Raw genomic sequence first — 13,619 nt, 5'->3', positions numbered from 1 at the left:
ATTCTTTAATTTTTTCATTCCTTCATCTTATATATTGATTTGCAAAATATAAACTATCTTTAATTATAACAAAAAGAAGCGGCTTTTGCCACTTCTCATTATGCATTCACCCATAACTCCTTTATTTTACATTGCCTATTTTCAAAATCATAGGAAGGGCTATATTTAACTCTTTTCTTTATAATATAATCTTTAATTGAATTTTTAAAATCATTTTCAACTAAAGTTGTAGCAATTATTTTATTATTAGAATCTACAAAACATATAGGTATCCTATCTTGAAATACTAACATTTGAAGATGTTCTTTATCTAAATCAAAATTCTTATTATATATACGTCCATAAATAAATTTATTACCTCCAGCAAATTTAAAAAGTAATGCAAGAACTACTTGTCCATTTATTTTTATAGAATTTGCCTTCATTTCAACAATAGATTCTTCTAGTATATATTTTAAATTAATGTTATCTTCCTTTAAGTAAAAACTAGAATATACCTTATTATCCTCAAATTTTGTAATATAATTACCTATATCTCCGCAATCTAATAGATCTAAATTTTCAGCATAGAACAAAGCCCGTCCCCTCCTAAGAATACAAATTAATCATTAATTAATTATACTACTTATATGCCATAGTATTAAAGGAGTATATAATGGGAATAATACCATTAATGCTTAAACAAGTGTTATTTATTTTCGGATATTTCTTAATTTTCTTTTCTATTAGTCTCATTAATTTTTTCGGTTACTATATCTTTTTTAGTTTTTCTAGCTTCTTTAGGTTTTTCGCCATAAAAAAATAACTTTAATTGCATAATTGAGGAATAACTTAAATTAAAGAAGTTATTATATTCATCTAACATTTTTGATAACTTTGAATCATTTATCATATTGCTATTTATCTTATATCTAAAATTATCTTTTCCTAAAATATCACTATGATTTATTACTGCTTCAATGTCGTAATTTACAAATCCTAATGACTTTAAAAGAGTTATAAGTACCCTTCCAATTTCTCTATTACCATTTAAATTAGATTGAAACTTTGCTAAATTATCGTTTAAAGCTTTAATTAAATTATTTTTAGGATATGTTAATCCCCAAAGCTCACTATCAATATCAATTATAATTACTTTTCCTCCAGGTTTAAGAATCCTATATATTTCTTTTAATGCCGAAATTGGATTATTAAGATGTTGAAATACAAATCTAGCAATAACACATTCATAATAGTTATCTGGTATCGAAGCACTTGTAATATCATCAACTACAAAACTAACTCTATTACCATATTCTTTATTAAGATTACTATAAGCATATTCAAGAAGTTTCTCATCATTATCTAAAGAAGTAACTTCACATTTACTAAAATTATCTAAGAGTATCTTAGTAAAAAAACCTGGTCCACCTCCAACCTCTAAAATATCACTATCTTCTTTTACTCCTAATAATTTTAGCATTCTCACTTCTTTTTCCGAACCTAAATACGCCTGTTTTTCTAACCTTTCCATCTCTTTCTTGAAACCAATTTTTTCATAAATTTCACTGTATGACATAAATATTTCTCCTAAGATTTATATACATAATATAGTATATACTTTTCAACAAAAATGGTTCTTTTATATAAATCAATAAAAAAAGATAGAAGTTTCCCTCTATCTTATCTTTCATTAATCAACTGATTTTAATGATTCAATCATTTTAACTTTTTTTAGTTTATAATACATAACAATATTTACAAGTACTGCAAATACTATTGTAAGTAGTGCCGATATTATAAAACTTAATGAATCAATACTTCTTCCAAACATCATATTATCCATTTCCACTGTAATCATTATGAATCTATGTAGGAATACTCCTAAAATTTCACCAAACACAATACCAAACACTGTTAATATTATATTTTCCCTATAAATATACGCAGATACTTCATTATTATAAAATCCTAATACCTTTATAGTCGCAATTTCTCTGATTCTTTCACTGATATTTACATTAGTTAAATTATAAAGAACAACAAAGGCTAATGCCCCAGCTGATACTATCATTACTAAAACAACATAATTTAAACTTTGAATTGTATTATCAAAATTATCTTTTATACCAGTATTAAAAGATACACTCTTAACTATAGGCTTATCCATAATTGATTTTGAGAATTGGTCTTCATTTTCTATTATAGAAGTATTAACTAAGATAGAATTAAAGTTACTATCAATATCAAATTTTTCTTTATAATATTTAGAGGACATATAAAGATAATTAAATGTATAATTTTCTGCTATTCCAGAAACCTTCAATGAAATTTCTTTATTGTTAACTTTAACTTTCACATCATCGCCAACTTTAACATTTGCCTTTGTTGCTGCTTTTTCTGAAAGTATTACTCCATCATTATTTAATTTAAGCTTCTCTTTAGATAACCTATTTTGTAAATTTATAAACTGATCTAGCTTATCTAAAGATTCAGGAACTATAATATAAATATCTTTATCTCCGTCACCAGTAACTATCTTAGCACTTTCTGATTGTATCATTAATAGCTTATCTACTTCTGATAAACCACTTATATCTGAAATAATGTCTTGTTTTTCTAATTCACTAGAATCTTTATCTATACTAATAGTTAAATTATATCTAAATATTTCTCCAAATTGCTTATCTACTATAGTCTTTATTGAATCTTTAATTCCAAAGCCAGTAACAATTAAAGCTGTACATCCTGCAATACCAAAAACAGTCATAAAAAATCTTTTCTTATACCTAAATATATTTCTTACTGTTACTTTCCCAATAAAACTTAGCTTATTCCAAATAAAATTAATTCTTTCAATTAAAATTCTCTTTCCATCTTTAGGAGGCTTAGGTCTCATTAAAGCTGAAGGTGTTTCAATTAACTCTTTATAGCATGCAAAAAATGCAGATAGTGTAGTAACTAAAATAGCTATTATAGTTATAGAAATTGATATTGGTATATTAAACTCTAATTCAACTTTAGGTAAAGTATACATAATACCATAGGCATCAAAAACTACTATTGGGAATATAGTTAATCCTATTGCAAGACCTACTATACTACCTAAAAAGCTAGCTAAAAAAGAATATATAAGATATTTTGATACTATCTTATATTTTGAATATCCTAAAGCTTTTAATGTTCCAATATTTATTCTTTGCTCATCTACCATTCTAGTCATAGTTGTTAAACATACTAAAGCTGCAACTAAAAAAAAGAATACTGGAAATATTTTAGCTAACTTGTCTATACTATCAGCGTTATTTTTATAATCTACATAAGAATAATGACTATTTCTATCTAATATATACCAACTAGGCTCTTCAATACTCTTTACATCATTTTCTGCTTTTTTAATTTTAGCCTCTGCAGATGAAATTTCTCTTTCGAATATTTCTTTAGATTTTTCGTATTCTTCTTTTCCCTTTTCTAACTCTTCTTTTCCATTTTTAAGTTCTAATTTTGAACTCTCAAATCGATTAATTGCTTCTTTTTTAGAAGATTCTAATTCACTTTTCTTTTCACTTAATAAATTTTCGCCATTTATTAATTCATTTTCTTTAGTTGTAATTTCTATTTCTGCTAGCCTTAATTTTTCTTCTCCACTTTTAATTTCATTACTAATATATTCTATACCTTTAACTACTTCATCTCTACTTTTAGTTAAAACTTCTAGCTCAATATTTAATTTGTTTTTTTCCTCTTCTGAAATATTAGGAGCTTGTACAGCTAATTCTAATTCATTAACTTTTGTATCTAAACCTGATTTTGTGTCATTTAAAGTTGAAAGAGTGCTTTTAGCTATATTAATTTGCCTTTCTGCATTTAACTTTTCTAATTCAAAAGCCCTTTTTGCAGATTCTAAAGTAGCTTTACCATCATTTATTTTATATTCTGATAAAGCAATTTGATTTTCTGCTTGCATAATTGAAATCTTAAACTCATTTTCTTTTTTAGTTAATTCGCTTTCTCCATTCTTTAAGAAAGCTTCTGATTCTTCTAATTTCTTTTTAGCCTTATTTAACTCTTCTTGTCCTTCATTTTTTTGATTTTCAATCTCATTTTTGCTACTATTTATCTTCTTATTAGCTTCATTTACTATATCATTGTATCTAATACTTGCTCTATTATCACCTAGTTCTTCTAATGGATTTTCTACAGCATCAATTAAATCAAAATATTTATTTGAGTATGAATTTAATTCTTTAGCACCTTCCACTGTTACATATACTTCCGTATATGCAGGAATTTTAAAATTTTCTTGTGGGATAACAATAAAACTAGATATTTTTCCATTACCTATACTTGATATACCTTTTTCAAATGATAAATAATAAGGAGTTTGTACTTTACCTACAACTTCATATTCAACATTTTCTAATTTATCACTTAATAAATCACTTGTACCTGATGTAAGTTTAATTTTACTTCCTATAGATAAATTTAAAGATTCCAACTTTCCTGCTTCTATGACACATTCATTAGGATTTTCAGGAAGATTTCCTTCTACTAATTTATATTTATTAACATAATTAGAATTATTTAAAGGAATTCCCATAACCTTCAGTACACTTTCTGAAGAATCTATTGTGGTTATTGCATCCAATGAGTAAGTTGCAAATACATCTAAGACACCATTAACTTTACTTATCTCATCTATATCTTCATCTGTAAATCCTAGAGTAGAATATAATGTTAAATCCATAAGATTATAATCATCATAATACTTATCTGCAGTTCTTTTCATATCAACAGGAGATACTTTTATGCCAGAGAAAAAAGCAACACCTAAAGCTATTATTGCAAATATAGAAAAAAATCTTCCTTTTGATTTCTTAATATCTCCAATAACATCTTTCATAAAAGCATTTTTAAACATTACCACTCAATCCTTTCTACAGGAATAGGATTTTCATTTAATGTGATACTTTCAATCATCCCATTTTTCACCTTAATAACCTTATCTCCCATTGGAGTTAATGCAAGATTATGTGTTATTATTACTACTGTCATATTATATTTTTTGCATGTATCTTGTAACAATTTTAATATTGCTTTTCCAGTATTATAATCTAAAGCACCAGTTGGCTCATCACATAATAATAATTTGGGGTTCTTAGCTAATGCTCTTGCTATTGCAACGCGTTGTTGCTCTCCTCCTGAAAGTTGAGCTGGAAAATTATCTTTTCTTTTTTCTAAGCCAACTGCATTTAAAATTTCAAAAGGATCTAATGGATTTTTGCAAATTTGAGTAGCTAACTCAACATTTTCTAATGCAGTCAGGTTTTGTACCAAGTTGTAAAACTGAAATACAAATCCAATATCATAACGCCTGTATGTGATAAGTTCTTTTTCCGAATATTTATTCACCTTATTATTATCTACTATAATTTCTCCAGAACTTGCAGTATCCATTCCACCTAAAATATTTAAAATAGTGCTTTTACCTGCTCCACTAGCACCTGCTACTATCACAAATTCACCTTTTTCAATATTGAATGAAACTCCACTTAAAGCATCAATATTTACTTCACCCATCTTATATGTTTTCTTAACATCTTTAAACTCTATAAAGCTACTCAAAGATATCCCTCACTTTTATATTAAATTTATTTCTTCATCTATTTCTTTATGTGGTATAAGAAACTTAATTGCTTTATTTTCAAGAGAAATACTTAAATTATCATGAATAAAAATTTCTCCATCAACACATATTGTAAACTTTTCTTTAGATCTAACATTTATACTTTTGCACTTTTTATAAATAATATAATCTCTTAATTCATCACTTTCAAGATGTTTTCCTTCTTTATAAAGCTTTATTAATTTTACTAATTTAACTCTTGAAACTTTTTTGATAATACATAAATCAATAAATCCATCATTAACTTCTGCTAAAGGAGCCCCTATATAACCACCACCATAAGATTTTCCATTTGCAATTGCACATAATAAAAAATCTCCATGGATTAATTCATTATTATCTATCATTATATCAAAAGTATTATACATCTTATGAATTAATGAATAAAATATTGAAAGTGTATATGCACCTTGTCCATTTACAAATGGAAATTTTTTGAACTTAACCATATTCTCTGCAACTTTTGCATCAAACCCTATATTACATAAATTTACTGAATATAAACCATTTACATTTAATAAATCTACCTCTTGAGTCTCTGACTTTATATGTCTAGTTATATCATAAAAATTTATTTCTGATTCAAAGTTTTTTACAAAATCATTGCCTGTCCCATATGGAATAACTGAAACGCTTGCATTTTCGTAACCAATAATTCCATTGATTACTTCATTTAAAGTTCCATCTCCTCCACATGCATAAAACCTCAAATTTCCTTCTTCACTTTCACATATATTTTTTACATAATTAGTCGCATCATTTTTTCCTTTTGTTATATAAATTCTATATTCATCATACAAATCTTTAAATATTTCATTTATATCATTACTTATTTTATCTGAAACATTAACTTTACCTGCTTCAGGATTTATCACAAAAAAGTGTTTGTTTTTAGTCATATTTTTTCCTCTCTACCATGATAATGGTTATTTAAAACTGTTCAAAATAAGTATACTATATAAATTTATATTTATCATCATTTTTTATTTTATCAATACCATTTACTACATAAAAATTAAAGCTATATCTATTATACAAGCTTATAGATATAGCTTATTAGTAAATAACATTTTATTTATAAGTAAACATTTAGCTTTGCATTTGATAGCATTAATTTAATTCTATTTTCCTGATTTATTTGAGATTGAGATGGATCATAATCTATAACTACTATATTAGCATTAGGATTCTTTTCTAATATTTTTCTAATGGCCCCTCTTCCTACTATATGATTAGGTAAACATCCAAAAGGTTCAGCACAAATTATATTATTTGCCCCTATGTTTATAAGTTCTATCATATTAGCAACTAATAGCCAGCCTTCTCCCATTTTTACTCCATACCCTATATATCCATCTGCCATTTTTCTAACTTCTTCAAAATCTGTAGGTGATTCAAACTTAGAATACTTTTCTATATTACTATTTATCTTTCTTTGTAGTCTTAAAATGAATTTATAGGCTACCTTTGCAAATTTAGACTTAATAAATCCTCTTTTATATAACTTATAATCTATTATTGAATTTAGTATGCAATAATTAACAAAATCCATAAGTCCAGATTGAACAACTTCTGCATCTTCTTTAACTAAAAATTCTTCTAGATGATTATTACCCATTCTAGAATATTTCATATATATTTCTCCAACAATTCCTACCTTTATTTTTTCTTTTTTATTTATGTCGATATCATCAAAAGCTTTTATAATTATTTTTGAAATTTTTGAAACGTTCATATATTTTATTCCTGAAAAATTTTTATTTAAATATTCTATCATCTCGTCTAATATTTTGTCTGTTTCTCCATCATTAATTTCATACGGCTTAACTTTATTATATAAGCACATAATTAAATCACCATATAGTACAGCATAAACTGCTTTCAAAATTATTGATGGGCTTAATTTTAAACCTGGGTGTTTTTCAATTCCAGTTAAACTTAATCCAATAGCTGGTACCTCTTCAAAACCACTATTTTCTAAAGCTTTTCTAATTAAATGAATATAATTAGAAGCTCTACACCCTCCCCCTGTTTGACTCATAAGTAAAGCAGTTTTATTTATATCATATTTACCACTTTTTAATGCAGAAATAAATTGGCCAATAACTATCATTGCAGGATAACAGATATCATTATTAGAATATTTAAGACCTGCATCTATTATTGTAGATACATCATCTTCTAAAAACTCTATATCAAAACCATAGTCTTTTAAAATTTTATCTAATATTTTGAAATGAATTGGTAGCATATTCGGTACTAAAATTTTATAATTTTCTTTCATTTCTTTAGTAAAAATCTTATATTCATACTTCATAGTTCTCACCTACTCTTAATTGCTTCAACCATACTTCTTATTCTAATTTTTGCTGCTCCTAAATTACTAGTTTCATCTATTTTTAATTGAGTATATAATTTACCTTTATCCTCCAATATTCTTTTGGTTTCATCAGCTGTTATTGCATCTGTACCACATCCAAATGAAACTAATTGAACTAACTGCATATCGTCATTATTAACTACAAAATTTGCTGCATTAAATAATCTTGCTTGATATGTCCATTGATTTAGCATTTTTACTTCTTTATTGCTTTTATCTATTGGTATTGAATCTTCAGTTAATATAACCAACCCTAAAGAGTTCATCATTTTATCTATACCATGATTTATTTCTTTATCTACATGATATGGTCTTCCGGCTAAAACAACAATTAATAAATTATTTTCTCTAGCATACTTAATAGCTTTCTTTCCTCTATCTAGAATATCTATCTTATATTGTCTATACTCTTTAATTGCTTTTTCATAAGCAAACTTTACTTTTTCTTTACTTATCCAATTATAATAATCCTTTAAGGAATTATATAAGTTATCAACTGTACTTTTACTTGAATTTAAATCTAAGTATGGACTTATATAGTTAAATTCTTTTAATTTAGAAATATTATTTTTAATAACTTCTGGATAATAAGCTACAACTGGACAATTAAAACAATTATCGGATATTCCTTCATCAAAATTATATGTCATACAAGGGTAAAATATATTTTTTATATCTTTACTTATAAGACTTTCAATATGTCCATGACTAAGCTTTGCAGGATAACATACTGTATCTGATGGAATAGTATGTTGCCCCTTTAAATAAAGCTTTTTTGACGAATCCTCAGATAAAACTACTTTAATATCTAATTCATTAAAAAACTTTACAAAGAAAGATAAATTTTCATACATATTTAAAACCATTGGAATTCCTATAGTATCCTTTATCCCATCATTATCAGCATATTCCATAATCTTATTATTTTTATATTCATAAAGATTAGGAATATTATTATCATTGTATTTTCCAGTTGGCTTTGAACATCTGTTACCTGATATATACTTTTTACCACCTGCAAATGTATTTATAGTTAAATTGCACTTATTAGTGCATAAACCACATTTAGCACCTTTAGATTCATGATTAAAATTTTTAATACTTTCCTTATCTATAATTTGAGATTTTTCTATATTTTGACTTTTAGCATATAAAGCAGCTCCATATGCTCCCATTAACCCAGAAATATTTGATCTTATTACATTTTGTCCTAATTCAAGTTCTAAACTTCTTAATATAGCGTCATTACATAAGGTGCCTCCTTGAACTATAACATTCTTTCCTATGTTTTTAGTTCTAATAACCTTATACAATGCATTTTTAACAATACTCATCGAAAGTCCTGCTGAAACATCTTCAATAGTTGCTCCATCTCTTTGAGCTTGCTTTACTGATGAATTCATAAAAACAGTACACCTAGACCCTAAATCTGCTGGATGCTGTGCAAATAATCCTAGCTTTGCAAAACTTTCAACATCATATCCCATAGCTTTTGCAAAAGTTTCTATAAATGATCCGCATCCTGAAGAGCAAGCCTCATTTAAAATAATGCTTTTAATTGATTGATTTTCTATTTCAAAACATTTTATATCTTGTCCACCAATATCAAGTATAAAATCTACATCCGGATTAAATCTACTTGCTGCTATATAGTGAGCTAATGTTTCAACTATTCCAAAATCTATCCCAAATCCCTTTTTTATAAGTTCTTCCCCATATCCAGTAACAGAACTTGCTTTTATATTTATTCTATCTCCAAATTCTTTATAAATGTATTCTAATTGCTCTTTTATTATTTTAACTGGATTCCCTTCATTATGTGCATAATAATCATATAAAATATTATCATCTTTATCTATAAGAACTAATTTTGTAGTAGTACTTCCTGCGTCTATTCCTAGATACGCATCACCATTAAAGTTATTTATATCTCTATCTAATACTTTAGCTTTATTATGTCTTTCTATAAAGCTTTTATATTCTTCCTTAGTTGAAAATAAAGGTTTAATATACTTTTTCATATCTACATTTATATTATTAGAATATGATAGTTTTGAAATTAGTTTTTCATATGTATATGTTCTATCTTCATTATTTGAAAATAACGCAGCACCTCTTGCTACAAAAACTTCTGCATCATTAGGTATTATTGCTTCCTCATCCTTTAAGTTTAGATCTTTTATAAATCTTTCTCTTAGTCCCTTGTAAAAAAATAATGGCCCCCCTAAAAATAATATATTTCCCTTTATTTCTCTACCTTGAGCGAGCCCACCAATTGTTTGATTTACTACAGCTTCATAAATACTTGCAGCAATATCTGATTTACTTGCTCCTTGATTTAATAAAGGTTGAACGTCAGATTTTGCAAATACTCCACATCTTGATGCAATTGGGTATATACTATTATATTCTAAGCTAATTTCATCTAATTCTTCTACCGTTATTCCCATTAAGCTTGCCATTTGATCTATAAAAGCCCCTGTTCCACCAGCACAACTCGAATTCATTCTTTCCTCTAACCCATTAGTTAAATAAATTATTTTTGCATCTTCTCCACCTAATTCAATAACAACATCAATATTATTAAATAACTTTTTTACACCAATAGTTGTTGCAAATACTTCTTGAACAAAGGAAATACTTGTATCTTTAGCAACACCATATCCTGATGAACCTGTTATAGAAACTTTTATATCATTATTTATTAACAAATCCCTTATTAATATAATTTCTTCTAATATAGTTTCCCTAACTTTTGTAAGGTGTCTCTTATAAGACTTATATTTTACATTATCATTTTCGTCCAATAATACTAACTTTACTGTAGTTGAACCTGCATCTATACCAAGTCTATATATCACTTAAATTCCCCCCGCCTATATAATTATCTAATATAAACAAGCCCTATAAGTAGTATACTACTTATAGGGCAAAAAAATTATACTAATTTACAACTATCTCTAATAATTAATTTAACTGGCAAAACAATTTTTTTACTTAGGCTTCTTTCATCTTTTATTCTTTCTATAAGAGTATTAAGAGCAGTTTCCCCCATAAAATCAGTAAATACTTTTACTGTTGTTAATGATGGAGATAAGTATTGAGCTGTTGCAATATCATCAAACCCAACTATACTTATATCATCTGGGATCTTATATCCATTTTCTTGTATAGCCTTATAAGCTCCTATAGCCATAGGATCACTTGCAATAAAAAAAGCTGATGGAATATTGTTTAAATTTAAAGCTTTACTCATAAGATTATATCCATCCTCTGGTGTAAAATCACCTTTAAATATCCAATTATCATTTAAATTATCGATTTCATTCATGAAATCTTTATATGTTGCTTCTCTATAATTTACAAGTTCTACACCGTTATTGTTATTATTATGTGGAATAACCTTAGCTCCTATATATCCTATATCCTTATGACCTAAAGAATATAAATATTCTAGTGCTTTTCTAACTCCATATTTTAAGTCCACAACAATTGAATCAAATTCCCACTCATCAGGAGATGAATCTATAAATACTATATTTTGAGATAGTTCCCTAAGTTTTTTAATTTCATCATCTTGGAATATTCCTATAGCAATTATTCCATCTAATCCCTTATAATTTGAGGTATCATCATTTAATATTTTAGTATAGTATAATGATTTAAAATCTATATTGTCTTCAATACATTTTTTTTCTATAGTCATTCTAATAGATAAAAAATATGGATCATTTAATTCCTTAACTTCAGTAAATGAACATATTATGCCAATAGTATGATTTTTAAGTTTACTTTTTCTTTCTTTTATTGTAACGTAATTCATTTCTTCAGCTATGCTTAAAACCTTTTTTCTAGTATCCTCAGAAACGTTTAGAGTTTTATCTAAATTTAAAATACGCGAAACTGTCGAAATAGAAACTCCAGCAGCACTTGCAATATCTTTTATAGTCGCCATTATAATCACCTCCATTATCTTTATAATACTTTATAATCTCTTAAATAACAATTAAAGATGAGGCAAACTTAATTTTAATATTGCCTCACCTTATATCTTATTAATTAATTGTTTCTTTTAAGCTATTTATATATCTTTTCATAGCTTCTTTTCCATCTTCATCCCATTTAAATACTCCACAATGTTCAAGAACTTTTGAAAATACCTTTCCAACTTCCTTTTCTATAATGGAATCCACATTTTCTTTATTTATAGATTGATTATTTCTTTTTATTTCTTCATACCAATTTAAATGAATTTTCATTTCTTCATTATTATAAATATCGTCAGTATCATTAACTAAAGCTAACTTTATAATTTCCAATTCATCTTTTAGTCTAGCTGGAAGTACTGCAAGTCCTAAAACTTCTATTAAGCCTATATTTTCTTTTTTTATATTATGGAGTTCTTTATGGGGATGGAAAATTCCATCTGGATGCTCTTCACTAGTTCTATTATTTCTAAGTACTAAATCTAGAACATAAAATTCTCCGTCTTTTCTAGCTATAGGTGTTATTGTATTATGAGGAATTTCATTAGTGCAAGAATATACATCAACAATAGAATCACTATAATTTCTCCAATGAACTAAAACTTTATCGGCTAGTTCACTTAACTCTATTCTATTTCTTCCCTTTAATCTTAATACAGTTAATGGCCATTTAACAATAGATAATTCAATATTTTTATAACTATTTAAATTAAATTTATAAACATCTTTTGCTTTATCCATTGCAAATTCATAATTTCCCCCCTGATAATGATCGTGTGTAAGAATAGATCCTCCAACTATAGGTAAGTCTGCATTAGATCCTACAAAATAATGAGGGAATTTTTCTATAAACTCTAATAATCTGTTAAAGGTATTCTTTGTTATTTTCATAGGCACATGTTCACCTGCAAAAACAATACAATGCTCATTATAATATGCATAAGGTGAGTACTGTAAATACCAACTTTCATTATTCAATTCCATCGGTATTATTCTTATATTTTGCCTTGCAGGATGATTTATTCTACCTCTATACCCCTCATTCTCCTTACACAATAAACACTTAGGATACTTAGCCGGTGGTAAATTCTTTGCTGCAGCAATGGCTTTAGGGTCTTTTTCAGGCTTTGATAAATTTATAGTTATATCTAAATCTCCATATTCTGTACTTGATTTCCATACTAAATTCTGTGCTATTCTATCAGTTCTAACATAATCACATGCCTTACTTATATTGTATAAATAAGAGGTAGCACTTTCTTTTGATTCTTTATAACGATTGTAAAACTCACGTATAACCTCTGAAGGTCTTGGCATTAAAACTCCCATAATCTTAGTATCTAGTAAATCTCTATATATAGGAGAATTAGATTCTAATATTCCATTATTAAATGCATAATCTAATATATTACCTAGTATCTCAGTTGGAGTATTTAAATTTTCATCCTCTATTTCAAAATCTTCATATTCATCAATATTTAATACATCTAATAAACCATTTCTTATAAATATTTCATCATCTTTAGTAAAAAGCTCATGCTTCAATCCATATTGAATAAGTCTTTTGATTTCCCTATAAATATTCATA

The 13,619-nt window shown here is 26.5% G+C and carries 9 protein-coding genes; all 9 read right to left on the bottom strand.

Translation table 11 applies throughout. The features are described from left to right. Positions 1-98 precede the first annotated feature (98 nt). The 9 genes from CSBG_RS08165 to galT all read right to left on the bottom strand — a co-directional run bounded on the left by CSBG_RS08165 (position 99) and on the right by galT (position 13,618). Positions 99-575, bottom strand: a complete 477-nt coding sequence (locus CSBG_RS08165) for a hypothetical protein (protein WP_008678622.1) — start codon at positions 573-575, stop codon at positions 99-101. A gap of 134 nt (positions 576-709) precedes the next feature. Beyond that, a complete protein-coding gene (locus CSBG_RS08160; RefSeq protein WP_008678619.1) occupies positions 710-1,558 on the bottom strand; it encodes a class I SAM-dependent methyltransferase in 849 nt (282 codons plus the stop codon). 114 nt (positions 1,559-1,672) lie between these two features. Next, positions 1,673-4,882, bottom strand: coding sequence for an ABC transporter permease (locus tag CSBG_RS08155; protein WP_198007865.1), 3,210 nt, complete (start codon positions 4,880-4,882; stop codon positions 1,673-1,675). Between the two features lie 17 nt (positions 4,883-4,899). Then, positions 4,900-5,604: an ABC transporter ATP-binding protein gene (locus CSBG_RS08150; protein ID WP_008678616.1), complete on the bottom strand. Its 705-nt coding sequence runs from the start codon at positions 5,602-5,604 to the stop codon at positions 4,900-4,902. A gap of 15 nt (positions 5,605-5,619) precedes the next feature. Then, positions 5,620-6,564: a YegS/Rv2252/BmrU family lipid kinase gene (locus CSBG_RS08145; RefSeq protein ID WP_008678615.1), complete on the bottom strand. Its 945-nt coding sequence runs from the start codon at positions 6,562-6,564 to the stop codon at positions 5,620-5,622. 176 nt (positions 6,565-6,740) lie between these two features. After that, positions 6,741-7,982, bottom strand: a complete 1,242-nt coding sequence (locus CSBG_RS18945; RefSeq protein ID WP_035285201.1) for a 2-hydroxyacyl-CoA dehydratase — start codon at positions 7,980-7,982, stop codon at positions 6,741-6,743. A 5-nt stretch (positions 7,983-7,987) separates the two neighbouring features. Then, the gene (locus CSBG_RS08135; RefSeq protein WP_035285198.1) at positions 7,988-10,906 is read right to left on the bottom strand and encodes an acyl-CoA dehydratase activase; all 2,919 of its coding nucleotides are present in this window, start codon (positions 10,904-10,906) and stop codon (positions 7,988-7,990) included. A 77-nt stretch (positions 10,907-10,983) separates the two neighbouring features. Next, on the bottom strand, positions 10,984-12,000 hold the full coding sequence (locus CSBG_RS08130) for a LacI family DNA-binding transcriptional regulator (RefSeq protein WP_008678614.1): 1,017 nt from the start codon (positions 11,998-12,000) through the stop codon (positions 10,984-10,986). A gap of 100 nt (positions 12,001-12,100) precedes the next feature. Further along, positions 12,101-13,618, bottom strand: a complete 1,518-nt coding sequence (gene galT, locus CSBG_RS08125) for a UDP-glucose--hexose-1-phosphate uridylyltransferase (RefSeq protein ID WP_008678613.1) — start codon at positions 13,616-13,618, stop codon at positions 12,101-12,103. Between the last annotated feature and the right edge of the window lies 1 nt (position 13,619).

This window comes from Clostridium sp. 7_2_43FAA (assembly GCF_000158375.2).
Taxonomy (GTDB): domain Bacteria; phylum Bacillota; class Clostridia; order Clostridiales; family Clostridiaceae; genus Clostridium; species Clostridium tertium.
Note: the sequence above shows the minus strand (reverse complement) of the source record. Positions and strands in the feature narration are given on the sequence as shown.

What these genes read in the sequence shown, in the direction of transcription:
- CSBG_RS18945 (WP_035285201.1), bottom strand. Translation starts at nt 7,982, where the DNA reads ATGAAGTATGAATATAAGATTTTTACTAAAGAAATGAAAGAAAATTAT.
- CSBG_RS08130 (WP_008678614.1), bottom strand. Translation starts at nt 12,000, where the DNA reads ATGGCGACTATAAAAGATATTGCAAGTGCTGCTGGAGTTTCTATTTCG.
- CSBG_RS08160 (WP_008678619.1), bottom strand. Translation starts at nt 1,558, where the DNA reads ATGTCATACAGTGAAATTTATGAAAAAATTGGTTTCAAGAAAGAGATG.
- CSBG_RS08155 (WP_198007865.1), bottom strand. Translation starts at nt 4,882, where the DNA reads ATGAAAGATGTTATTGGAGATATTAAGAAATCAAAAGGAAGATTTTTT.
- CSBG_RS08145 (WP_008678615.1), bottom strand. Translation starts at nt 6,564, where the DNA reads ATGACTAAAAACAAACACTTTTTTGTGATAAATCCTGAAGCAGGTAAA.
- galT (WP_008678613.1), bottom strand. Translation starts at nt 13,618, where the DNA reads ATGAATATTTATAGGGAAATCAAAAGACTTATTCAATATGGATTGAAG.